At 62.4% G+C, this 22,997-nt stretch carries 22 protein-coding genes; 9 read left to right on the forward strand and 13 right to left on the reverse strand.

The genetic code is table 11. The features are described from left to right. Positions 1–71 precede the first annotated feature (71 nt). The 3 genes from E1H16_RS09485 (at position 72) to E1H16_RS09495 (ending at position 3,275) form a co-directional block, all read left to right on the forward strand. A complete protein-coding gene (locus E1H16_RS09485) occupies positions 72–1,604 on the forward strand; it encodes an Hsp70 family protein (RefSeq protein WP_134323434.1) in 1,533 nt (510 codons plus the stop codon). Then, positions 1,604–2,383 (forward strand): VOC family protein, encoded by a 780-nt coding sequence (locus tag E1H16_RS18380; protein WP_166741690.1) that lies wholly within the window; start codon positions 1,604–1,606, stop codon positions 2,381–2,383. Before E1H16_RS09485 ends, E1H16_RS18380 begins: the two co-directional genes overlap by 1 nt. A 73-nt stretch (positions 2,384–2,456) precedes the next feature. Continuing rightward, positions 2,457–3,275, forward strand: a complete 819-nt coding sequence (locus E1H16_RS09495; RefSeq protein WP_134323435.1) for an SDR family NAD(P)-dependent oxidoreductase — start codon at positions 2,457–2,459, stop codon at positions 3,273–3,275. 109 nt (positions 3,276–3,384) lie between these two features. Here the strand turns inward: E1H16_RS09495 and E1H16_RS09500 are convergent, their stop codons facing one another. From E1H16_RS09500 to E1H16_RS09530, 7 genes are read right to left on the reverse strand one after another with little or no spacing between them, the layout of a single operon-like run. Beyond that, positions 3,385–4,656: an acyl-CoA dehydrogenase family protein gene (locus tag E1H16_RS09500; protein ID WP_134323436.1), complete on the reverse strand. Its 1,272-nt coding sequence runs from the start codon at positions 4,654–4,656 to the stop codon at positions 3,385–3,387. A 28-nt stretch (positions 4,657–4,684) separates the two neighbouring features. Further along, positions 4,685–5,698 carry a phosphotransferase family protein gene (locus tag E1H16_RS09505; RefSeq protein ID WP_134323437.1) on the reverse strand — a complete coding sequence of 338 codons (1,014 nt, stop codon included), beginning with the start codon at positions 5,696–5,698 and terminating at the stop codon, positions 4,685–4,687. Between the two features lie 31 nt (positions 5,699–5,729). Continuing rightward, positions 5,730–7,250, reverse strand: coding sequence for a sugar ABC transporter ATP-binding protein (locus E1H16_RS09510; RefSeq protein ID WP_134323438.1), 1,521 nt, complete (start codon positions 7,248–7,250; stop codon positions 5,730–5,732). Beyond that, on the reverse strand, positions 7,250–8,350 hold the full coding sequence (locus E1H16_RS09515) for an SMP-30/gluconolactonase/LRE family protein (protein WP_134323440.1): 1,101 nt from the start codon (positions 8,348–8,350) through the stop codon (positions 7,250–7,252). The genes E1H16_RS09510 and E1H16_RS09515 overlap by 1 nt, the downstream gene beginning before the upstream one ends. Beyond that, positions 8,343–10,493, reverse strand: a complete 2,151-nt coding sequence (locus E1H16_RS09520; RefSeq protein WP_134323442.1) for an ABC transporter permease — start codon at positions 10,491–10,493, stop codon at positions 8,343–8,345. Before E1H16_RS09520 ends, E1H16_RS09515 begins: the two co-directional genes overlap by 8 nt. A 27-nt stretch (positions 10,494–10,520) precedes the next feature. Further along, on the reverse strand, positions 10,521–11,615 hold the full coding sequence (locus E1H16_RS09525) for a sugar ABC transporter substrate-binding protein (protein WP_134323444.1): 1,095 nt from the start codon (positions 11,613–11,615) through the stop codon (positions 10,521–10,523). Between the two features lie 13 nt (positions 11,616–11,628). After that, entirely contained in the window at positions 11,629–12,648 is a 1,020-nt protein-coding gene (locus E1H16_RS09530) for an ABC transporter permease (protein WP_134323446.1), read from the reverse strand. Between the two features lie 248 nt (positions 12,649–12,896). On the opposite strand from E1H16_RS09530, the gene E1H16_RS09535 reads away from it, so the two are divergent. Further along, entirely contained in the window at positions 12,897–13,559 is a 663-nt protein-coding gene (locus E1H16_RS09535; protein ID WP_134323448.1) for a TetR/AcrR family transcriptional regulator, read from the forward strand. 13 nt (positions 13,560–13,572) lie between these two features. Here E1H16_RS09535 and E1H16_RS09540 read toward each other — a convergent pair whose 3' ends face one another. From E1H16_RS09540 to E1H16_RS09550, 3 genes are all read right to left on the reverse strand, one after another. Then, positions 13,573–13,980: a Zn-ribbon domain-containing OB-fold protein gene (locus E1H16_RS09540; protein WP_134323450.1), complete on the reverse strand. Its 408-nt coding sequence runs from the start codon at positions 13,978–13,980 to the stop codon at positions 13,573–13,575. 4 nt (positions 13,981–13,984) lie between these two features. Then, complete coding sequence (locus E1H16_RS09545) at positions 13,985–15,136, reverse strand: thiolase domain-containing protein (protein ID WP_134323452.1); 1,152 nt, start codon at positions 15,134–15,136, stop codon at positions 13,985–13,987. 86 nt (positions 15,137–15,222) lie between these two features. Then, positions 15,223–15,711: an NUDIX hydrolase gene (locus E1H16_RS09550; protein ID WP_134323454.1), complete on the reverse strand. Its 489-nt coding sequence runs from the start codon at positions 15,709–15,711 to the stop codon at positions 15,223–15,225. Between the two features lie 137 nt (positions 15,712–15,848). Here E1H16_RS09550 and E1H16_RS09555 point away from each other — a divergent pair, with 137 nt between their 5' ends. The 3 genes from E1H16_RS09555 to E1H16_RS09565 are packed head-to-tail and all read left to right on the forward strand — an operon-like array spanning position 15,849 to position 18,204. Continuing rightward, the gene (locus E1H16_RS09555) at positions 15,849–16,838 is read left to right on the forward strand and encodes a cation diffusion facilitator family transporter (RefSeq protein ID WP_134323456.1); all 990 of its coding nucleotides are present in this window, start codon (positions 15,849–15,851) and stop codon (positions 16,836–16,838) included. Positions 16,839–16,897: 59 nt separating this feature from the next. Then, positions 16,898–17,569, forward strand: coding sequence for a 3-oxoacid CoA-transferase subunit A (locus tag E1H16_RS09560; protein ID WP_134323458.1), 672 nt, complete (start codon positions 16,898–16,900; stop codon positions 17,567–17,569). Continuing rightward, a complete protein-coding gene (locus E1H16_RS09565; RefSeq protein WP_134323460.1) occupies positions 17,566–18,204 on the forward strand; it encodes a 3-oxoacid CoA-transferase subunit B in 639 nt (212 codons plus the stop codon). Before E1H16_RS09560 ends, E1H16_RS09565 begins: the two co-directional genes overlap by 4 nt. Positions 18,205–18,240: 36 nt before the next feature. On the opposite strand, the gene E1H16_RS09570 is transcribed toward E1H16_RS09565, so the two are convergent. Together E1H16_RS09570 and E1H16_RS09575 are read right to left on the reverse strand one after the other, a co-directional pair. Then, complete coding sequence (locus tag E1H16_RS09570; RefSeq protein ID WP_134323462.1) at positions 18,241–18,636, reverse strand: VOC family protein; 396 nt, start codon at positions 18,634–18,636, stop codon at positions 18,241–18,243. A gap of 70 nt (positions 18,637–18,706) precedes the next feature. Further along, positions 18,707–20,551: an AMP-dependent synthetase/ligase gene (locus E1H16_RS09575; protein ID WP_208378959.1), complete on the reverse strand. Its 1,845-nt coding sequence runs from the start codon at positions 20,549–20,551 to the stop codon at positions 18,707–18,709. A 122-nt stretch (positions 20,552–20,673) separates the two neighbouring features. Here E1H16_RS09575 and E1H16_RS09580 point away from each other — a divergent pair, with 122 nt between their 5' ends. Then, entirely contained in the window at positions 20,674–21,048 is a 375-nt protein-coding gene (locus E1H16_RS09580; RefSeq protein ID WP_134323464.1) for a DnaJ family domain-containing protein, read from the forward strand. Here E1H16_RS09580 and E1H16_RS09585 read toward each other — a convergent pair. Continuing rightward, positions 21,031–21,759, reverse strand: a complete 729-nt coding sequence (locus E1H16_RS09585) for a M50 family metallopeptidase (protein WP_166741691.1) — start codon at positions 21,757–21,759, stop codon at positions 21,031–21,033. The genes E1H16_RS09580 and E1H16_RS09585 overlap by 18 nt on opposite strands. Before the next feature lie 195 nt (positions 21,760–21,954). Between E1H16_RS09585 and cysK the strand changes: the two genes are divergently transcribed. Continuing rightward, positions 21,955–22,884 carry a cysteine synthase A gene (gene cysK, locus E1H16_RS09590; protein WP_134323468.1) on the forward strand — a complete coding sequence of 310 codons (930 nt, stop codon included), beginning with the start codon at positions 21,955–21,957 and terminating at the stop codon, positions 22,882–22,884. Positions 22,885–22,997: the final 113 nt, after the last annotated feature.

Raw genomic sequence — 22,997 nt, forward strand, 5'->3', positions numbered from 1 at the left:
TGCCCTTTCGTCGGTTCTGATGGCGATATTCTCGCAAACCACGTACCACCGGAATCACCTAGGCTGAGACCATGCACCTCGGCGTGGACTTCGGCACGACGCGCACGATCGTGGCGTACGTCGACCGCGGCAACTACCCCGTTGTCTCCTTCTTCGATTCCAACGGAGACGCACACGACCATGTGCCGGCGGTGGTGGCGTTGGAGCACGATCGGCTGCGCTTCGGGTTCGCCGCGGTACAGGCCGCCGCGGGCGGCGCGCCGACGCTGCGCTCGTTCAAACGTCTGCTCGCCCGCGGTGATGTACACGCCGATTCACCGGTCACCATCGGTGCGCGGTCGTTCCCGCTGATGGTCATTCTCACCGGGTACCTTCGGGCGGTGCTGGAGTCGCTACGGACAGCCTCGAGCATCGAGGATGCGATGTCCGGCGCCGTCTCACCTGATGCGGTGATCGCCGTACCGGCGCACGCGCACACTGCCCAGCGGTTCCTGACGATGGAGGCGTTCACCCAGGCAGGGTTCACCGTCACCGGCGTCTTGAATGAGCCGTCCGCGGCGGGTTTCGAGTACACGCATCGGCAGTCGCGCACGCTGAATTCCCGGCGCACGCGCGTCGTGGTGTACGACCTCGGTGGTGGCACCTTTGATGCGTCTCTGGTCGCAGTGCGCGACGGCCGGCACGAGGTCATCGAGTCACTCGGCGTAAACGATCTGGGCGGCGACGATTTCGATCTGTTGTTGGCGCGTACCGCCGCACATGCCACGCAGCGAGTACTCGAAGAAATGCAACCACGCGCACGTACTGAGTTGATCGACGCGTGCCGCGCCGCGAAAGAGCAAGTGACCCCCCAGTCGCGTCGGCTGGGCGTTGACGTCGCGGGGCGACACATCACTGTGGCGCTCGAGGATTTCTATCAGGACGCCGCGCCGCTGATCAACCAGTCTCTGGACACGCTGGAAGATCTCATCAGCACCACCGGTGGCACCGGTGAGTTGGCCGGGATCTATTTGGTCGGCGGCGCGAGCAGTCTGCCGGCGATTCCGCGCGTCCTGCGTGCCCGGTATCCACGGCGGGTCCACCGATCGCCCTACCCCACGGCTTCCACCGCCATCGGATTAGCGATCGCCGCCGACGGCGAGTCAGGTTTCTCGCTGGCCGACCGCCTCTCGCGCGGGTTCGGGGTCTTCCGCGAGTCAGAGGACGGGCGACGTATCGCCTTCGATCCGATTTTCGATCGAAGCACGAGGATCTCCCCCGACGTGGTCGTGGAGCGCCAGTACCGGGCCGCGCATAACGTCGGCTGGTTCCGATACGTCGAATACTCCGGAGTCGATCAGCAGGCCCACCCGGCCGGCGACCTATCGCCGTACGCCGAGGTGCTGTTCCCGTTCGCCGCCGAATTGCGCGAGCACCACGATCTGAGTCGGGTGCGGGTTGAGCGATGCGATAACGGTCCGTGGATTCGTGAGCGGTACGCCCTCGATAGCAACGGAATCGTGTCCGTAAACATCTGCGATGTCGACACTGGACACCAGTTGGACGTCGTACTCGCCGCAGACCGCACGGCAACGGCGAGGTCACGTAGTTACCAGGAGGCTTAATGTCCCAGACCCCGACACTCACCGTTGAGACGCCGGATCCAGGCGTCATTGCCCCGTTCTATGCCGCGTTGGGCTTCATCGAGGTCGATCGCGATACCGACCGGATCGAACTCGACCGCGGAGGTTTGCGACTGTCGCTGCTCGGCGGCTCGGCTCACCATTCACCAAGCGGTGGTGGATTCGAGTTGACGATGCAGGTCGATGATCTGGACGCCATGCGGGCCGCTCTGCTGGCGGCCGGCGGCTCCGAATATGACGGTGGGCGGTCTGCATGGTCCGGCACCCTGCTGCTCGACCCTGTCGGCAACAGGATCCGACTGTTGGCTCCCGCCGTAGCCACACCGACGCCGTCGTCAGCGGCCACCCCTTCCGCACCGGACGCCGAGGGCTCGACGTCAGGCCCACCGACCGCGCCCACGGCACCGTCTCCGCCACCGTCGACCTCCCCGGCGAAGGCCACACCGCAAGCATCGGCCTCGAGCACGCTCGCCGCGGGGGCATCTGCATTGTGGAATGCCGCTGATGCCGCCATCGATCGATTGCCCACCCCACAGTCGTCGCTGCCTGCGGATTATTACAGCGAAGACGGCGTCCCGACGTTCGACGCAGTGGCGGAGCGCATCCACAAACAAGCGGCAACTGCCGATGGGGATGCCGTGTTGGACGCTGAATCGCCTCGCGGCCGCGACGAGGCGCAGGATCTGGACCGGCTCAAGCAAGCGGGCAAGGATCGCCTTGATCAGTTGCGCAAAGGATTCGGTCGGCCCGGCTCTAGTTGACCTTGTACGGACGAGGCTGATTATGTGGAGTCCAACGTAATTAGCCGACCGTCCACTACACAAAGGCATCCGAATGACCGCTGAAGCCACCACCAAGTACGACGAACTTCCCCAGCTGCTCAACCGATCCATCAGCGGCGAGACCGCGATCATCACCGGCGGCGCGAGCGGAATGGGCCGCGCGACAGCACACCTGTTTGCCAGCGAGGGAGCGAAGGTGGTCATCGCCGACCTGGGCGCCGACCGGGTCCAGAAAGTGGTTGACGAAATCAACACGCGATTCGGCGCCGAACTGGCGCTGGGTGCCGAATGTGACGTCGCGGACCTAGACCAGTTGCGTAAGGTCGTCGAGTCCGCCGCTACGTGGAGCGGTCGGATCGACATCGTCGTCAACAACGCCGGTATGGGTCGACCTAACGCGCTGACCCAACCAGAGGACGAGTTCACCGAGGCATGGGATCGCGTGCTCGCTGTCAACCTGAGTTCCCAGGCACAGTTGGTACGCCTCGCTCTGCCCTACCTGCTGAAGTCGGACGCCGCCCGGGTCGTCAACATTGCCAGCACAGAGGCGATCGTGGCGCAGTCAGGGCTCGTTAGTTACGCCGCATCCAAGACTGGAGTCGCCGGCCTGACGCGTGGCCTGGCGGTCGAACTCGGCCGACAGGGCGTAACCGTCAACTGCATCTGCCCGGGCCCTATCGATACGCCGATGACGAAGGGACATCCTGACGAGGCGAAGGAGATCTACGCTCGTCGACGTGTTCCGCTGCGCCGGTACGGGATCCCCGAGGAGGTCGCACAGATGACGCTCAATCTCTGCCTGCCATCGGCGTCGTACGTCAATGGCGCGGTGATTCCCGTCGACGGCGGTATGACCATTCGCCACACCTAGCCGCCGCGGCGTATCGCCTCAACCTCACGCATCGACCGAGGGGCCCGTATGGGTTCCCTCAGTCGATGATTACCAACTCGGGCTCACCGTGGCGATGAACCGATGCTGATTAGTCGGTGATGTTGAACTTCGCGCGCGCTGCCGCAGTGAGGTCGTCGCGCATGTATTTCGGGAACAGGTCCTTCTCCGGCAAGAACTCACCGAGCACCTCGCGCGCGACCAGGGCCTTGTGTACCTCAGTCGGGCCGTCGGCGAGTCCGATATGGAACGAGTTGATCACCCACTCGGCGAAGGGCATATCGTGCGTGATACCCAATGAGCCGTGCAGATGTAGTGCACGCGAGGCGATGTTGCGCAGGATCCCCGGCATAACTGCCTTCACGGCCGAGACGTTCTTGCGGATCGCTTTCCAGTCCTTCGCCTGATCAGCCAACCATGCAGTCTCCAGGACCAATAGTCGGAACTGACGCAGTTCGATCCAACTGTCGGCGATCTGTTCCTGCACCATCTGCTTGGCGCTGAGCACTTCACCCTTGGTCTCACGGGAGATTACCCGCTCGCACATCAGTTCAAAGGCGCGAGTTGCCTGCGCGATGGTCCGCATCGCGTGATGCATCCGGCCGCCGCCGAGTCGGGTCTGCGCCACCACGAACGCGTCGCCGCGTCCGCCAAGCATGTTCTCTGCGGGAACCCGAACATCCTTGATTTTCAGGTGTCCATGCGTGTCATCCGGCTCGCCATAGAAGCCGTAACTTTTGACGATCTCGATACCCGGGGTCTCGGCCGGAATAATGAACATCGACATCCGGCGGTACGGGTTGGACTCCTCCGGTTCGGTCACCACCATCATGATGTAGAACGCGGCGTACTCAGCCTCGGACGCGAACCATTTCTCACCGTTGATGACCCATTCATCGCCGTCCTGGACGGCGGATGTCTTGAATACCAAGGGATCGGCGCCGCCCTGCGGTTCAGTCATCGAGAAACACGAGACAATCTCGTTGTCCAGCAACGGACGGAGGTAGCGCTCTTTCTGCTCCGTAGTCCCGTAATGCGCGAGAATTTCGGCGTTCCCGGTATCCGGTGCCTGCGTGCCGAACGCGATCGGCCCGAACCGAGCCATACCGAACTTCTCGTTCATCAGCGCGAGCTTGACCTGACCGTACCCTTGGCCGCCGAGTTCCGGACCCAAGTGGCAGGCCCACAGGCCGCGTTCCTTCACCTTCTCCTGCAGCGGGCGCACTAACTCTTTGAACCGCGGGTCGTGAATGTTGTGCTGGCTCCCGAGCACGTAATCCAGCGGCTGCACCTCCTCGCGAACGAACTGGTCGATCCAGTCGAGTTCCTTCTGAAACTCAGGCTCGGTGTCGAAACTCCACATAGTTGCTGCTCTCCTTGTTTTCTGGGATTCAGGCGCCGAGGACCTCAAGCCCACGGCGAAATAGTTGCGGGACCGAACTAGCCATCACTTCATAGACCGGGTCTACACGTCGTCCGGTGCGATGCAACCGCAGGTTGTAGCCCGCGATCGACCCGAACCGATATCCGGAGTATGCGGCGTACCAGTCGAAGCTCGGAATTGCCCGACCGGCGTGGGTCTCATATGTGGCGCGAATTCGAGCCGGGTCAACCTTCAATCGCATACCGGCCTGATGTTCTGGTCCCCAGTACGAGGGGTCGGTCATCATCGACATCCAGCCGACGTCGACTCCGGTGTAGCCGATACCCGCGATCTCCCAGTCCACGATCGCGGTCACCGAACCATCGTCGGCAAACAGCACGTTATTGGTTTGAAAGTCACCGTGGAAGATTCCGCGTCGATCCGTCGTCGGCTCCTGCGCGATGAGCGCGTCGCGCAATCGAGTGCCGAGATCCAGGAGTTCTGGATCGCCGACCTTGTCGATCAGCCGGAACCAGTACGCGAGATCATCCTGCAACGGAACGATGTCATCCCACCTTCCGCGCAACGCCGAGTCGTCGACCTGGTGAAGTTTCACCAAGGCACCGATAGCGTTGTCCACCAGAAGTTCCGTCGACACCTGCGGTGAACCGGCATCGGCCGAGAACATATTCAGCGAGCGACCCGGCATCTTGCGCTGCACCATCGTGTCTGTCTCGAACGGGCTCTTGTCCTCTGATGCGTGCCAGAGGACCGGCGCGACCGGCACCTCGGTCTGCTCCAGCGCCGTAAGCAGCGGTACTTGATGCAGCACGTCGGTATTGCCACTGCGTTTGACGCCGGGCGGGGCCAGTCGCACGACCACCTCTTCGAGCGTTACGCCGTCCGCACCTTGGATCGCAAATCCGAAACTCAGACCGGAATTTCCCGGCATCGGCCCGAATCCAGCGATTGTCACGTCCGTGCCGTACTGATCGCGCGCCCAGGTGTGCGCGCGATCTTTGAAGTCTTCTGCTTGAGCCACGTCGGGCCGGTCCTCTCCTCGTTCGGGTCGACTAGTGCACAGCCGCGAACATAATGCGTTCCTGGGTTGCGTCTTCGATCCGGAACTCGGCGGCGATACGTCCGGCGCGCGCGACGAGGACCCGGTCCGATAACGCCATGATCTCAGGTAGATATGACGAAATCACCACCACGGCCGCACCGGAATCAGCAATCTCGCGGATCAACGTGTGAATTTCGTCGATCGCGCCGACGTCCACACCACGCGTCGGCTCATCAAAGATCACCAGGTCTTTGTCGTGAGTCAGGGATTTCGCCAGGACGACCTTCTGCTGGTTACCTCCGGACAGTTCGACGACCTTCGCATCGGCGCTGGTCCCGCGAATCCGGAAGCGCTCAATGAACCGTGCAGCCACGCTCTGCCGTTGCCGACTGCTGGCCAGAAATGCCGCGCGCCGAGCCGTCGACAGGTGACCGAGGAAGATGTTCGCGCTGACCGACATCGTCTCGAAGAAGCCATTGACCTTGCGGTCCTCGGTTATGTAGACGATTCCGTCGCGAACTGCCTGCCGAGGCACCCGGTAACGGACTTCCTTACCGCGTAGGTAGATCTTTCCCCCGTTGAGCCGGTTACGCTTCAGCGCCCCAGCCACGATGAGCGCGGTCTCCGAGCGACCCGAGCCCACTAGTCCGGCAATTCCGACGATCTCGCCGGCCCTGGCTGAGAACGACATGTTCTTGACCACGGCGCCCATCGTGAGGTTCTCGACCCGTAGCACGGTTTCGCCGGGCTCACGTATCGTCGCCGATTCCACCCTCCGGGCCTCGATCGGCCGTCCGACCATGAGTTCCACGATCTGTTCTCGATCAAGTTCGCTGGCCGGACGCGTTGCCTGCAGCACGCCGTCGCGCAATACGGTGATGCGGTCAGCGATCTGCAGCGATTCCTCCAACGCATGCGAGACGAAGATGATCGCCACGCCGAACTCTTTGAGGCGCTGAATCGCGCCGAACAGTTGCTCTTTCTCCTCAGGCGTCAGCGACGCGGTCGGTTCGTCGAAGATCACCACCTTGGCGTCGCGAGACATCGCCCGGACGATTTCCACCATCTGACGCTGCGCCCCGGTCAAGGTGGACACGTAGGCGGTAGCGGGGACGTGAAAGTTCAGCCGTTGCAGCTGCTGCCGCGCGTTGATGTTCACCTTGCGCATCCGGGCGATGAGTGGTTCATCGCCGAGCTCCAGGTTCTGCGCCACCGTCATCGTCGGCACTAAGGAGGTCTCTTGGTACACCATGCTGATGCCGTCACGCAGCGCCTCGCTGGGATGGGTGTAGGTCCGTGTGGCACCCGATAGTTCCATCGAGCCCTCATCGGGATTGACCGCGCCGGCGATGATCTTGCACAGTGTCGATTTGCCCGCACCGTTCTCGCCGAGTAACGCGTGTACCTCCCCGGCGCGTACGTCGAAGTCGACAGACGTCAGCGCCGCGTTGCCGCCGTACAGCTTCGTGACTCCGGCCAGCCGAAGCACGGCATCGGCGCTGCCGTCGGTAGCGGGTTTCATCTCAGACATCAGCTGATCATCCTGCTTTCCATGTCGATCGCGCCCACGAGCAACTCGCTGGTGCCATAGCAGGCCAGTACGAGCCGATCGGCCACCGCGCACGACGCGGTAATCCCGTGCCGTACGCCGCCGGCGCGCGAATGCGCGCTGAGTCGAACATCCCCAGCGGCATCAAGCACAGCAACCAGGCCGTACGAGCGAGATGGCGCCCAAGGTTTGACTTCACCGAGGTGGACGGCGCCGCCAAGTTGGAATGGTGCCCGGATCGAACCGGTTTTGCGGAACGCAGGGGTAACCCAGTCGTCCATCGGAATCTCGTTCATCATCCGAGTGCGGTACTCGTCCTCCCGCAAGACGAACTCGACCAATTGGGTCCGAGCGGCAAACATCGTCAACAACAATTCACCGTCGCCGCCGGTATGAATCCGCGCCGGGTAGCCCGGCAGTCGCTCGCGCAGTACCCCCGTACGTCCGGAGCCCAGATCGTAGGTACACACACGATGCCGCCACGACTCGGTAAAGAGCAGGGTGCCGTCTGCCGCTACGCATAAGCCGTACGCCCACGCTAGTCCGTCGGCCAAGGTGCGCACTGACCCGTCTTCTTGTACTTCCAGCAGCGCTCCCGAGGCGCCCTTGGTCATCAGATCGCGCGGCCAGTCGTGCCAGGTCCCTTCGGCGGCGTACGACGTCGCAAAAATTCGACCGTCCAACTCCACGACTGCCGACAGCCGGTGGGCACGTTCGTCGAGGCTGAGGGTCGATACGGCGCCGGACTCGATGTCCACGCGCACCAACCCGTGGCCGTCCACGCACGCGAGCAGGCCAGGAGAGGTGACATGGATCCCGGTGACGAGACCTGGCAGTTCAGCCACGACGCGGCGCGAATGGTCGCCGATATCAATCGCCTCGATCTGATGCCCGGCCGCGACCAGCACTACCTCATCACGGTAGTGCACGACGTCCTGCGGATCGTGCGTGGCGATTGCCTCAGTGAGTTCGTCGAGCTGATCATTGGGTGCAAACGCTCCGTCCATCGCCGGCACAGCACGATCCGGCGCCGAACTCGGTCGCAAGAATTCCTTAACCCCTGCCCACCAACGACTACCCATTACGTGCACCTCCGCCGTCTTGCGCCAAGGCCTGCACCGGGTCGGTTCTAGTCGCCGCGTCGGGCAGCGTGTAGCGGCCCATCCGGTTGTTGACCAGCCCACCGAGGTACAGGTAGCCGTCCTTTTCTCGCATTGAGGTGATCAGCGCGTGATTCATCTGCGTCTCGTCCCACAACGATTCGAGCACCTCACCGGTCTCCGACACCCGGACCACGCAGGAGGTGTTCATATTTGCGATGAGCCATTCATCCTGTGGGATTTCCTTGAGCATGCGACGCCGGAATCCAGCGTCCTGCAACGCGAGGTCAAACGTGGGGGTTCGCATTCCGGCGAAGGCCAGCCAGTACTCGCCATTACCGGCACGGTTGATGTTGTCCGGCAGTCCCGGAAGGTTTTCCAGGAACGGTTCGAGTGTTCCCTCCTTCTCGCCGGCGATCCACAATCGGTCAACCCGCGAGAGGATCGTCGAGCAAATCAGCACCGATTGACCATCGTGCGCCACGCACACCCCATTAGGGAAGGACATGTTCTTGATGATCGTGGAGGTTTTTCCGGTCGCCGGGTCGAAGACCATCACCCGCCCATTCGGACGCGCTTCCATCACGTCAAAGTTGTATTCGATGCCGTCGAAACGGGTACTGGCGTCGCTGTAGTAGATCTTGCCGTCCGGTGCGATATCGAGGTCATCGGCGAGTCGGATCGCCGAGGTATCGCGTAACGCGAACGGATTGCGATCGGTCTGCGTTGATACCGCAGTCGCATTACCGTCCTGATCGATCGAATAGACGCCCATACCGCCGACGCACACCACCAGATTCTTATCGGCGTCCCACGCGAGTCCGAGCGGCAGCCCACCGACACGGCAGAACACCTCGCCGTGATCGAGATCGTCAGGTTCAAATCGCCAGATCCACCCTCGGCGGTCACCGCAATAGATGCGTCCTTGTTCGTCCAGAATCACGTCCTCCGGCCCGTCGAGTTGGCCGAGGCCGATCGGGCGTGCGTCGGTCAGCTTCCGGTTCGGTTTCCACACGCTGCCCTCGGCATTGATGTTCTCCAGGGGGCCCAGCTTCAGCGATGACGGCACCAGGAAGATCTTCTGGATGACCTTGCCGCGGTTCTTGCCATACTTGATGTCGAAGGCCGCGAAGAGCAGCAGCGCGATGGCCAGTACGACGTTATAGGCGTTCGCGTCGAACCCTTGGACGAGCAAGCCTTGGTAAATGAACGCCACGATCGTGGCACCGAGCAGCGCCTTGATCGCAGTCCCGCGTCCGCCGTACAGGTTAATGCCACCAATAATGACGGCCGTCAACGCGACGAACTCGTACCCGGCACCAGTCGTTTGCGAAGAACTACTAAGTCGCGTGGCGACCAAGAAACCGGCGAAACCTGACAAGAGTCCTGACAGCACATAGGTCTGGACCCCGAGCCGGCTGAGTTTCATGCCGGCTCGTCTGGCCGCGGTGCGCGAGGACCCCATCGCGATGATCTGCCACCCGAAACGAGTGCGAGTGATGATGATCTGGGCGACCACGACCGAGACCAGCAAGATGAACAGCGCCGGCGGCAGGAACAGCAGTCGACCCACCGTCATCTGTTCCCAGATGAAGTCCGTATGGCTCGACATCGCCACCTTCGGTGAGTATTCATTGTCGAGGTACGTCGCGATGCTGCGGAACAGCAGCAAAGTCACCAAGGTGGTGATGAACGGACGAGTACGCAGCACGCTGATGATGACGCCGTTGAATAGGCCCATCAACGAGCCCAGCACCAATGTCGCGACCAACACCACCAGCGTCGGCCATTGATGGATCTTAAACAGGATCACCGCGACCGCGTTGGTGACGGCGTAGATGCCTCCGACGCTCAGATCGATGCCACCGCCGCTGATGACGATCGTCATCGCTAGCGCCAGGAACCCATACTCGGCGAGGGTCTGCGAGACCGTGACGAGATTGCTGGCATTGGTGAACGACGGCGTCGTCACCGCGAAGTACACGATCACGGCGATCAGCAGGATCACCGGCGCGATCGCATCCATCCAGCGTTTGCCAAGCAACTCTGCCAGCGATCGTTGCACCGAAAATCGGCTGCTGAATCCGCGATTCGACAGCGAATAACCATCTACCTGACGCACCATGAGAAGTCTCCCTTCGCTGGTCGGCGGCTAGACGGAATCGCCGGTATAGCAGGAACCTTGGGATTCGTGCAGGTTCGTCTCATCGATGACGGTGTACTTCGCGAATACCGCGTTCTTGGTGGTTCCCGCGGGGATGCCGCTCTCCAGGAAGTACTGCACCATCGCCACGATGGTCGGGCCGTAGGACATCACGCCGTAGTCGACCGCCGCGGTCATCGTGCCCGCCTCGATAGCGTCACACGCGACGATCGAGGCGTCACTGGTGTAGACGCCTACCTCACCGGCGAGCCCGGCCTGATCGACCGCGTTAGCGGCACCGATCATCATCGAGTCCCACGCACCGATGAACCCACAAAGGTTGTCCTGTTGCTGGAGCACCGTGGTGGCGATGTTGAAGGCTTTGGTGGGGTCGTACTGACCGGCCTGTTCGGAGACCACGTTCATGCCTTCGGCCTCGAACACCGCCTTCCACGCGTCAACTGCCTGCACTGATAACCCATCGCTGGACCAGCCCTGGATGATCGCGATGTCTTTCTTGCCCTTGGCAGCGCAGTCAGCGGACATCCGTTCGGCCAATGCGGTTTGCGCCGGACCGAAATTACCGCCGACGAACGCATCGGACTGCGCCACCGAGGCCAGGTTGATCACGATCACGTAGATCCCTTTTGCCTGAGCGTCTTTGATTAGGTTCGCCGCGTTGGTCAGGTCCTGGTTGTGCAGAATCAACACGTCGGGATCGTCATTGATCAGGGTCTGTGCGTTCTGTACCAGCTTCTGCGGATCGGCCTGAGCATCGTTGTAGGTGAACTCGATGCCGAGTTGCTCGAACGAGTCGATGAACGTATTGCGCCAGACGTCCTGCAGCGGGAATCCCGAGGCGCCCGCAGCGTAGGCCACCTTCTTTCCCTTGAGGGTCTCGTGCACGTAATCGGCCACCTCATCGGGGTTTGCCGTATCCGGTAATCCCCCGCCCTCAGCGACATCGGCTACCGAGGTCGGCGCTGGCCCGGTCGACGTACAGGCGCCGAGCAGGAGCGTGGCCACGGCGATCAGGCAGATGAGAACACGGCGTACGCCGGTCTTCGGCGGGCTGGCCTGCGTGGCCTGCTGATTTCGAAACATGAAAGACCTCCTGCTACAGCTCGCCGACGCGAGCGGTCTCCTCGTTGGGCGGATGCAACCAGCGATCGACGACGAGCGCGGCCAGAATGATGATCGACTTGGCGATGGATTGCTGCACGGTGTCGAAGTTCAGCAATGTCATCCCGTTGACGATGAGCCCGATGAACAACGTGGCGGCTACGACGCCGGCGATACTGCCGCGGCCCCCAGCGAAACTCACTCCGCCGATGACCACGATCGCGAGGACGTCGTACAGCTGCGAGCCAGTGCTCAACGCGCGGGTGTCGAAGGTTCCGGCGCCGCCGGTAATGATCAGACCGGCAATCAGACCCATAAACGCCGACACGACGTAGGTCAGCACGGTCAGCCGACGGGTCGGCGCACCGGTGAGCGCCGCGGCCGCCGGATTGTCACCCATGGCGTAGATCCAGCGCCCAACGACCGTCTTCACCGCGAACCAGAGGCACACCGCTGCCAGCACCACCCACAGGATGGTGGAGACCGGTATGCCAAGCACTCGGCTCTGGCCGATGAAAGACACGATGGACGCCTCATCGGAAAAACTGAAGGACACCGAACCATCGAACACGAACAGCCGCATTGCCCCGAGGTAGAGCAACGAGGTCGCCAACGTTACGAAGATGGCGGGTATCTCGACGTACGCCACGAGCAATCCATTGATCGCCCCCATCGCCAACGCTGCGAGGATCGCGACGATGATCGCGAGGATCTCCGGCGAGCCGTCGCTCATCATCTTCGCGATCAGCTGTGCGGTGACTCCGTAGATCGCGATGATGCTGAGGTCAAGTCCACGGCCGATGACGACGACGGCCTGCCCGAGCGCCAAGACGCCCAGGCCGGAGACGGTGAGCGCGATGCTGACCAGGTTTCCCGAGGTGGCGAATCCGTCGACGAAGATCGCGAGTGCGACGGCCAGGACAATGACCAGGCCACCGACGAGCACACCCTGGTCGAGGTCGGCGACGCGCTTACGGTCGCGTCGCTCGGTGGACACCGATTGATCGACGGTCATGAGCAACCCTTCGATAGGTACCGACTGATCGGTATGCCGCACATAGTGGAGCGCCAGCGGCAGACTTGTCAAGGTACGCAGACGGCACTCCAAATGAATGGACAGACTATTGCCGATTCGATTGATCGCCACTATGTCGGCTATCGAGGACTGTTGACTTCTCCAATCGCAACGACGATCATCCCTAACGAGCACGCATACCGACTGGCCAGTATGTTGCTACCAACGGGTAAGGCAAGAGGTGAGCGGTGACTGCGCAAGCTGCTAACGCACAGAAGGCAACGACGAAAGATCGTCTACTCGCCGAGGCCGCCCGGTGCTTCGCTGACAACGGATTCCACGGCACCAGCATGACCGACATCGAACGGGGTGTCGGAATCAAACGCGGTGCGCTCTATTACCACATCAGCTCGAAGGAAGAACTTCTGTATGAGGTCTCCGTTCGGCATGTACACGAGGCAATCGCGACCGCCGAAAGCATCGTCGCCAGCATCGCCGATCCGGTGGAACAACTGCGCGAGATCGCGCGCAAGCACGTCGAACTAGTCGGCAACCGGCGAGTCGAATGTATCGTCTGGTTACGCGAATCGCACGCGCTCAGCGGCGCGTACGGCGAACGCGTGAACGAACTTCGCGCCGACTACGAGGAACTCGTCGCAGCGACCTTTCGGCGCGCCGTGCGTCGCCGTCAGTTGCGCAATATCACCCCGGTAGTGATCAAAGGATTCATCGGGCTCATCGGCTTCTCTGTGCTGTGGGTTGATCCCGACGGGCCCAAATCGGCTGAGGCAATCGCCGATGAGCTGGTCGATATGGCGCTCTATGGCGCCCTCACCGATGCGGCGCGGGCCCAGAAACCACGACCGCGCCGCCGGCGAGCAGCAAAGCCCACCAACGACGCGGATCGTTAGTAAGTTTTAAGCCCTACGCGGGCCCAAACCGCAACAGCGCGGATTCGTCGTCGATCTTGTCGAACGTCGCCTGCACGGCGTCACCGATCTTCGGGTCGCCGTCGAACCCAACGAGGTTCGTCATCAGCCGGGGGCCTTCGGCCAACTCGACATAGGCCAGGATGTACGGGCCGGCGTCTCGGTAGTCAGCCATTCCCTTGTTCGTACGAGTCCAGCTGTACACGGTGCCGCGACCGGACGCTTCGAAGTTCGATAGCTTGCTGCCCCAGCACCGCGGACAGATCGCGCGGGGAAACCAGATGACGGTATCGCAGTCATCGCAACGCTGCAGCACGATGACCTCACGGGTGGTGCCTTCCCAGTAGCCGCGCGCATCCGGGTGGATGACAGCCGCTGGGACCGGTAGTTGATTCTGGCTCATCGCCCTACTCCCTTCCCAGGATCAGCGTCGCCGATCCCATCCGGTTACCGAGGTTGCCGCCGGTGCCGTGGGCCAGCGCAATCTCGCAGTCCTTGACCTGAACGGCCGGATGCGCCTCGCCGCGCAACTGCCGAACGGCCTCGATGACCTTCGTGATGCCACCGCGGTTGGTGGGGTGGTTATTGCACAAACCGCCGCCATCGGTGTTGAACGGCAATGCGCCGTCCGGTGCCTCAAGTGCACCATCGGCGACGTAGGCGCCACCCTGTCCCTTCTTGCAGAAGCCGAGATCTTCGATCGTCTCCAGGACGGTAATGGTGAACGAGTCGTAGATGCTCGCGTAGTCGATGTCTTTGTGCTTGACACCAGCTTCTTCGAACGCGCGCGGACCTGACCATCGCGCGCCGGTGTAGGTCAGATCGATGCGACCATTGTCGGCTAGCTTTGGCGACTCGCCGTGACCGAGGACGGCGACAGACTGGCGATTAAGTCGCTTGGCGACCTCGGCACTGACCACGATCAGTGCACCTCCGCCGTCGGTGACCACGCAGCAGTCCAGACGGTGCAGCGGGTCGCTGACCATGGGCGAGTTCAGCACATCCTCAATCGTGACTTCCTTCGGCAGGAAGGCCTGCGGGTTGTGCTTGGCGTGTTTGGACGCGGCGACCTTGATAGCAGCGAGTTGCTCAGCAGTCGTGCCGTACTCGTGCATGTGCCGCTGCGCGGCCAAGGCGTAGCCGCCGGGGGTCGTAAGACCGTAAATACCCTCGAAGGAGTACTCCGGCGCGTCAGGTCGTGGCGCACCTGCTTGCGTGCCACCCGTGCGGGGCTTTCCGCCGAGCGTGATGAGCGCGATCGAACATTTTCCGGCAGCGATGGCAGCCGCGGCGTGCCCTACCTGCGCGACCGGCGAACTGCCGCCGATTTCCGTGTGGTCGACGTACGAGAGCGTCAGGCCCATGTAGTCGGCCATCGACAAGGAACCGAAACCGGGCGCATCGCCCGAGCAGAAGTAACCGTCGACGTCTCCGAGCGTGATTCCGGCGTCTGCACATGCCCCAATCGCAGCCTCAGCGTGGATCTGAGCGGCCGAGTGGTCTGGCAAGTGACGTCCAGGGTGCTCGTAGGCGCCAGCGATCCGAACATGTGCGGTCATGGCGTACCTCCGTTTCACGAGTAAACTCGCGTCACGTTAGCAGTGCTAAACATCAGCGTGCACGAATGGGTTAGGTCAACGAGTCCCTAATCGCGCAGCGGCCCGAGCCGGCATTCGGGCTCATCGGCCAGCACCACGGCAATCCGATCTGCGAATACCGCTCGCATGTGCGGCAATCGATCAACGGGCCACCAGCGCACTTCGGTGCTTTCATCATCACCGACCGCTGCCTCACCATCGACGTAGGTCATCCGGAATGTGTGGTCGACGTACTGGGCCTCATCGCCGTTGACGTGGGTAACTGGCGCGCCTGTAGAAACCCACACCAACCGATCCACTTCGGCGCGCACGCAGGCCTCTTCGGCAACCTCGCGTACTGCGGCCTCGGCAACCTCCTGCCCGGGTTCAACAATTCCCGATACCGGAGCCCACTCGTCGGTGTCGGCCCGTCGCACCAGCAGCACGCGCTGCTGCCCGTCTACTCGACGCAGGACGACCGCCGTCACCCCGATCAGCCACAGTGGCGCGTGCCCGATGTGCTTCCGCAACTCGACGACGAACTGCGGAATTGGCATGTGCACACCTCTCTTGTTCGCGCGGCCTTCGTCGTAGTCGGGTACCGCATCGGACTACTGCTCGCGGCCGTTGTATCACGGGGCTGGGCGCGTGGCCAACTCAGCACATCGACGTGCGAGGCGCCATAATCAACCTCGTGCCGTCGTCGAATCCACATCAGCAGCCACCCCGCGACCTGACGCGGTACGGGTGGCTGTCTGTCGGCACGGCCATCGTCGTCATCGCGCTGAAATACTTTGCCTATCTGATCACCGGATCGGTGGGCATGCTCTCGGACGCCGCCGAGTCGGTGGTCAACCTCGTCGCCGCGATCGTCGCCGTGGTGGTGCTGCGCATCGCGGCAAAACCAGCCGATAAGAACCACAACTTCGGACACTCGAAGGCGGAGTACTTCTCGGCGTGGCTCGAAGGCCTGATGATCTTCTTGGCCGCGGCGTTCATCATCTATTCCGCGGTCGAGCGGTTAATCACGCCGAGCGAGATCGAGAACGTCGGATTCGGTCTACTTATCTCGGTCCTCGCCTCGCTGATCAATGGTGTCGTGGCCGTGGTCCTGTTGCGCGCCGCGCGCGAGCACCGCTCGCACACGCTGAAGGCAGATGGTATTCACCTGCTGACGGACGTGTGGACGTCGGTTGGCGTCGTCATCGGCGTGCTTCTGGTGGCACTCACAGGGTGGTTGTGGCTCGACCCCGTGATCGCCATCGTGGTCGGCACGAACATTCTGATCGCCGGATTCCGTCTGGTTTCGGAGTCGACCGGAGGATTGATGGATGTCTCCTGGCCCAAGGAGGAAAACCGTCAACTCGCTGAAATCGTCCGGCGGTTCCGCACCGACGACGTGGACATTCACGCGCTCCGCTCGCGCGTGGCCGGAGCGCAACGGTTCGCCGAGATGCACGTGCTGGTTCCGGGCAACTGGAGCGTCTGGAAGGGTCACGATCTCATCGAGGACATCGAGGCGGCGATCCGAGAACAGTTCGCGGACGTCGAGGTGTCGTGCCACCTCGAGCCGATCGAAGATCCGCGGGCGTACGGTGACTTCCCCGCCGAGATCACGCTGAACGACGCTGAGCCGGCAACCCGCTATCGCCACCGCGAGCCGCCCCCGATACCGGAGGCCTGACCGATCCTGCTCGCAGCTGTCGTTAGCATGGTGAACTATTCGACGACCTGGAGTGGCTAGTGATCGACAAGCGCGTGGGCACCCTGGCCGAAGCGGTTTCGGGTATCACCGATGGAATGAGCATCATGATCGGCGGATTCGGCGATGCCGGCGTCCCCGTCGAATTGACTCATGCGGTGCTTGAACTGGGCGTCAGCGATCTCACCATCATCACGAACAACGGCGGTTCCGGTGAACATGACATCGCTGCCCTGCTGCGCGAGCGGCGGGTGTCGCGACTGATCTGCTCGTACCCACGCTCAAGCGGTTCGCACTGGTTCAAGCGACGTTGGGATGACGGCTCGCTCGAGTTGGAATTGGTGCCACAGGGCACGCTATCCGAGCGAATGCGGGCCGCCGGCGCCGGGATTGGCGGATTCTTTACGCCCACTGGGGCCGAGAGCGAACTCGCGAAGGGTAAGGAGACGAGGATGATCGACGGACGGTTGCACGTGCTGGAAGATCCTCTTCGCGCCGACATCGCGTTGATTCATGCGCACCAGGCTGATCGCTGGGGCAATCTGACGTATCACCTCGCCGCTCGCAACTTCGCGCCCACCATGGCGAGCGCTGCCACCACGACGATCGTGCAGGTCCGGGAGTTCGTCGAACTAGGCGCGTTGAACCCGGAACACATCGTCACGCCCGGGATCTTCGTCGACCGCGTCGTTGAGGTCGGGTACCCCCGATGAGCGTCGGTTTCAGCAAACAGCAGATCGCCGCGCGGGTCGCCGCAGATATCCCGGACGGTTCGTACGTGAACCTCGGAATCGGTATGCCGACTGCGGTCGGCGACGCCTTACCTGCCGACAAGGAAATCTTGTTGCACAGTGAAAACGGCATCCTCGGTATGGGGCCCAGTCCCGCAGCGCATGCTGTCGATCCCGAGTTGATCAATGCGGGAAAGCAGCCGGTCACACTGCTGAGTGGAGCGTCGATCTTCCACCACACCGACTCGTTCATGATCATGCGCGGCGGCCACTTGGATATCTGCGTCCTGGGTGGATTCGAGGTCTCTGAACGCGGCGATCTGGCGAACTGGTCGACCGGCGACACGACGATCGCACCCGCTGTGGGGGGCGCGATGGATCTCGCCGTCGGTGCGAAACGTGTGTTCGTCATGATGAACCACACCACGAAGGACGGCCGCTCGAAACTCGTGCGTGAGTGCACCTACCCATTGACCGCGCGGCGTGTGGTGGATCGGATCTACACCGACCTCGCCGTACTTCAGGTCGCCGAGGACGGCTTGCATCTGGTCGAACTCGCCCCAGGCGTCAGCGTCGAGCACCTCAGATCAGCGACCGAAGCAACCCTGCATGTATAAGGAGTTACCCACCGGCACCGTCGACGGCACCGGTGGCTAATCGAAGATTGGTTCGGTGAGGCGGATCCAGTTCCCGCAGGTGTCGTGTAAGACGCAACTGCGTACGCCGTTCGCGTCAGTGGGCGGACTCTGGAACGTAACGCCCAACATCGACAAACGCTCGTACTCGTAGTCGATATCGTCCACTTCGAACGAGGTCGCAGCAATCCCCTGCCGGTACAGCCGACGCTGCATCGAGCGTCCGTCAGCGCTGCTGATCGGCTCGAGGCGCAGCCGTACGCCGTCGGGCTCGTCGTCGCTGACAACGGTCAACCATTGGACCGAGCCGGCGGACTCGTCGACATCGATCTGAAAACCGAGGACCTCAGTATAGAACGTACGGGCATGGTCCTGATCGTCAACAGTGATGCTGCTGAGACTGATCCGTGGCAACCGGCGCTCCTTCCAGCGTGCGACTGTACGTTACGACCGACCCTATCGGGAGCCGCCGACCACCAGGCGGTTATTCGTACATTGCATCCAGTTCACCGCGATACTTCGCAGCGACCACGCCGCGTTTGAGCTTCAAACTGGGCGTGAGGTCCCCGTTCTCGACAGTGAGGTCATGATCGAGAATCACGAATTTCTTGACGGTCTCCCAGCGGTTCAGCCCCGCGTTAAGTTCATCAACATATCCCTGGATCGTGTCGCGAGTACGCGGATCCTGCGCGATTTGCGAGTACGACGCCGACGCCATACCGTTCTGCTCTGCCCAGCCTGCGATCGCGTCGGGATCGAGTGTCACCAGGGCCGAGGCGAAGTTACGCCCCGCGCCGACCACCATGAACTGGCTGACCAGTGGGCAGATGCCCTTGAATCGCGACTCCAGCTGAGACGGCGCGATGTACTTGCCGCCGGATGTCTTGAACAGTTCCTTCTTGCGGTCGGTGATGAATAAGTGTCCGGTCGTGCTCAGGTGCCCGATATCGCCGGTGTGGAACCAACCATCTTCGGCGATCGCTTCACCGGTAGCGTCCGGCTTGTTGTGGTACCCGTTCATCACCTGCTCGCCCTTGACCAGGATTTCGCCGTCCGCGGCGATACGGATCGACGTACCGACCGTCGGCCGCCCGACGCTGCCATAGACGACCTCCCCGGGCAGGTTCAGCGTTGCGGTCGCGCTTGTCTCGGTCAGCCCGTAGCCCTCGAGGATCTGCATCCCCAGCGCACCGAACCAGCGGGCAATGTCCACGTTCAGCGGCGCCGAACCGGAAATCATGAAGCGGATGCGACCGCCGAACCGCTCCCGGATAGTGCTGAGCACGAGCTTGTTTGCCAGCGCATACTTCACGCCGGAAGGTTCCTTCCCGGCCTGTCGGGCCGCGTCGGCCTCCAAACCGACCCCGATCGCCCACCGGAACAACTTTGCCTTGATGCCGCCGTCGGCCTCGGCGACCTGAACGATCCGGGCGTGAGCCTTTTCAAAGATCCGCGGCGCGGCACCCATGAAGGTCGGCTTGACGACGGCCAGATTGTCGATGATCGCCTCGATCCGGCCGTCGATCGCCGTGGGCGAACCCACTGCGATCGGAATAGTCAGCAGCACCTTGCCGAACACGTGCGCCAACGGGAGCCACAGGTACTGCAGGTCATCGGGACGCACCAGGTCGGTCGCCGTCGCGATCGCGCCGGTATAGGTCCACGCCGAATGCGGCAGGCGCACTCCCTTAGGTCGGCCCGTGGTGCCGGAGGTGTAGATGATCGTCGCCAGATCACTCGGACTCACGCCATCGATCCGTGCATCCACGCATCCCGCGTCGGCCTCGAGCCGAGCGCGACCCGCGGCCGCGAGGTCATCGGCGCTGATCACCCAGTCGCCATCCGCCGTGCCGTCGAAGGTCACGACCTTCACTACGTCTGGCAGGTCATTGCGGTGCGCGCGCAACTTCTCGATCTGAGTGTCATCCTCGGCGAACACGACGCGGCTACCCGAATCGCCGACGATGTAGGCGACGTCAGGCGCAATCGTGGTCGGATACACGGTGGTCGTGGCCGCTGCCGCGCACATGATCGACAGGTCCGCCAACGCCCAATCCACCCGCGTACTACTGGCGATGGCGACACGATCCTGCGGCTGGACGCCGAGGTCGATCAGCCCCGCAGCCCATTCGTACGCCCGCTGTTTGGTCTCACCCCAACTCAGCGAGGTCCACGTCTCGCCGCGAGCGAATCGATACGCCTCGCCCGTCGGAGATTGTGCTGCGCGGTCACGGAAGAGGTGTGCTACCGACTGTGCTCGATTGTCGATCGCAGACCAGTCCAATTCGGGGTTGGTCTGTGGGGAGGAGATTGACTCGGTGAGGCTCACGGCTGCTCCTGAACTGATGCGGGCGGGCTTGACACCATCCTAACCAGAACGTGAACCAGGTCACTGAATGCCTCTACTCGTCGGTAGGGACTATCGACACGGCGGCGGATTACCATCAACTCATGGCCGGGTACCAGAGTTGGATCGACAAACAGATCGCGGACGCCGAGGCCGCGGGGAAGTTCGACAACTTACCGAGCAAGGGCAAGCCCCTGGACCTGTCGGACGACGATGAGTTGTGGTGGGTCAAAAAGTTAATGAAGCGCGAAGGCCTCGCCTACCTGCCCCCAACCCTGCAATTGCGTAAGGACGCCGAGGTCACGCTCGCCGCGATTAATGAGATGACCGACGAGGACGACGTACGACGTGCGCTTACCGAGTTGAACGAGCGGATCAGCGAAGCGATCCGAGTGCCGCATTCGGGCCCGCCGTTACACCTCAGTCGCGTGAACGCCGATGCCGTCATGCATCAGTGGCGATCAGCCCAACGCGGCTGACTGGTCCACAACCATTGCCGCGGTCACCACCAGTAGCCCGAACGAAAACACCACGAACAAGTAGCACCACGCCACGGCACCCAGCGGCGAATGCGCAGCGAGTACCGCAGCATCGGAACTCTTACTGCCCCGCCGCCGTTGCAGCGCCAGCAAGTCCAGGCACGCGCGAAGACCGCCGAGGGACAGCACCGAACCAATCAGGGTCAGCACCGCCGAGAGCACTCGAGGATCGTTCCAAATCCACAGCGCGCTCAACGCGGCCAACTGCAGCAGCACGATGAACGCGCCGAACACGTTGCGAACCAACCCCAAGCAGACGAGCAGCATGATCAACGACAGGAACATTGCCCAGCCTGCGTGCTGGTAAATGACCGCCCAGAGGACAGCGAAGCCAGCGATCGATGGCGCCGGGTATCCGGCGAGGTAGAGCAGGAAGATTCCAGGACCGGTCTGCCTGCCGTGGGTGATCGTCAGGCCCGACGTGTCGTGATTGAGCCGCACCGACTGGATAGTCCGTCCGACGAACCAGCCGACTACGACGTGCCCCATCTCGTGGACAGTGGTCACCAAGTACCGCAATTGACGCCAGACGAGGTTGGCCCCCACACCCAGCACCGCCAGCGCGACCGCAATCCCCAACGTCAGGCTGGTCAACTCGCCGGCGACGGAGAATCGGTCGCCAAGATAGTCAGCAACGCTCGCCGCGATCACCGTGCTCAGGTTCGCTCCGATCGCTCGCCAGCGCTAGCTCTTGGCCATCGAACGCTGCACTCCATCACATGCCGCACCTATCCAAACATCGCGGCCATCAAAGCATGGGAGGAGGGTGCGTACTGACGAGAACCGCGATAGGGTTTTGTGGTTGAAAGTTTAACGGTAAATCGGCAGCGGTACACGGAGGACCTGATGAACGTTTTTGCCAATGTGTCGGATCTGGTGGGGCGCACACCCCTCGTCCGCGTTAACCGCCTGGTGCCCGAGGGCCAAGGTGAGGTCATCGCCAAACTCGAGTTCTATAACCCCGCCTCGTCGGTCAAGGACCGCATCGGCGCCTCGATCATCGACGCTGCCGAGAAATCCGGCGAACTCAAGCCGGGCGGCACGATCGTCGAGGGTACGTCCGGAAACACCGGCATCGCGCTCGCCATGGTCGGTGCTGCCCGCGGCTACAAGGTCGTGCTGTGCATGCCCGAATCGATGTCCAAGGAACGCCGCGCGCTGCTGCGTGCTTACGGCGCCGAACTGATCCTGACCGATCCCAAGCTCGGCATGAAGGGCGCCGTGGAGAAGGCCGAAGAGGTCGCCACCGAGCGCGGCGCCGTCCAGGCCCGCCAGTTCTCCAACCCCGCGAACCCGCAGGTGCACTACGCCACCACTGGCCCGGAGATCTGGGCCGATACTGATGGCCAGGTTGACATCCTGATCAGCGGCATCGGCACCGGCGGCACGATCAGCGGTGCCGGCAAGTACCTCAAAGAGCAGAACGCCGACGTTAAGGTGATCGCGGTCGAGCCGGCCGAGTCGGCCATCCTCAATGGCGGCGCCCCCGGACCGCACAAGATCCAGGGGCTCGGCGCGAACTTCGTACCGGACAACCTCGACCGTGATATCTACGACGAGGTCATCGACATCGACGCCACGACGGCGATGGAGTGGGCGCGCGATGCTGCCCACAAGGAAGGCCTGCTGGTCGGAATCTCCTCGGGTGCCGCGCTCGCCGCAGCCGCTCAGGTCGCTGCTCGTCCGGAGAATGCCGGCAAGAAAATCGTCGTGATCATTCCATCGTTCGGTGAGCGCTACCTGTCCACCGACCTGTACAAGGATCTGCTGGACTAGCTGTGATGTCCAGGGACGTTGTTGCGTGAATCGCGCGTGATCTGTTGACGGGTGAAGGCCTCCCGTTGCGAGAGTGGAGCTGTCTAGGAACCGCTCACGCATAACAGGAGGCC

It is taken from the genome of Cumulibacter soli (assembly GCF_004382795.1).
GTDB classification, from domain to species: Bacteria; Actinomycetota; Actinomycetes; order Mycobacteriales; family Antricoccaceae; genus Cumulibacter; species Cumulibacter soli.

Excerpts from the sequence above, each read along its gene's own strand:
- E1H16_RS09485 (WP_134323434.1), top strand. The coding sequence starts at position 72 with ATGCACCTCGGCGTGGACTTCGGCACGACGCGCACGATCGTGGCGTAC.
- E1H16_RS18380 (WP_166741690.1), top strand. The coding sequence starts at position 1,604 with ATGTCCCAGACCCCGACACTCACCGTTGAGACGCCGGATCCAGGCGTC.
- E1H16_RS09495 (WP_134323435.1), top strand. The coding sequence starts at position 2,457 with ATGACCGCTGAAGCCACCACCAAGTACGACGAACTTCCCCAGCTGCTC.
- E1H16_RS09500 (WP_134323436.1), bottom strand. The coding sequence starts at position 4,656 with ATGTGGAGTTTCGACACCGAGCCTGAGTTTCAGAAGGAACTCGACTGG.
- E1H16_RS09510 (WP_134323438.1), bottom strand. The coding sequence starts at position 7,250 with ATGTCTGAGATGAAACCCGCTACCGACGGCAGCGCCGATGCCGTGCTT.
- E1H16_RS09515 (WP_134323440.1), bottom strand. The coding sequence starts at position 8,350 with ATGGGTAGTCGTTGGTGGGCAGGGGTTAAGGAATTCTTGCGACCGAGT.
- E1H16_RS09520 (WP_134323442.1), bottom strand. The coding sequence starts at position 10,493 with ATGGTGCGTCAGGTAGATGGTTATTCGCTGTCGAATCGCGGATTCAGC.
- E1H16_RS09525 (WP_134323444.1), bottom strand. The coding sequence starts at position 11,615 with ATGTTTCGAAATCAGCAGGCCACGCAGGCCAGCCCGCCGAAGACCGGC.
- E1H16_RS09530 (WP_134323446.1), bottom strand. The coding sequence starts at position 12,648 with ATGACCGTCGATCAATCGGTGTCCACCGAGCGACGCGACCGTAAGCGC.
- E1H16_RS09540 (WP_134323450.1), bottom strand. The coding sequence starts at position 13,980 with ATGAGCCAGAATCAACTACCGGTCCCAGCGGCTGTCATCCACCCGGAT.
- E1H16_RS09545 (WP_134323452.1), bottom strand. The coding sequence starts at position 15,136 with ATGACCGCACATGTTCGGATCGCTGGCGCCTACGAGCACCCTGGACGT.
- E1H16_RS09550 (WP_134323454.1), bottom strand. The coding sequence starts at position 15,711 with ATGCCAATTCCGCAGTTCGTCGTCGAGTTGCGGAAGCACATCGGGCAC.
- E1H16_RS09565 (WP_134323460.1), top strand. The coding sequence starts at position 17,566 with ATGAGCGTCGGTTTCAGCAAACAGCAGATCGCCGCGCGGGTCGCCGCA.
- E1H16_RS09580 (WP_134323464.1), top strand. The coding sequence starts at position 20,674 with ATGGCCGGGTACCAGAGTTGGATCGACAAACAGATCGCGGACGCCGAG.
- cysK (WP_134323468.1), top strand. The coding sequence starts at position 21,955 with ATGAACGTTTTTGCCAATGTGTCGGATCTGGTGGGGCGCACACCCCTC.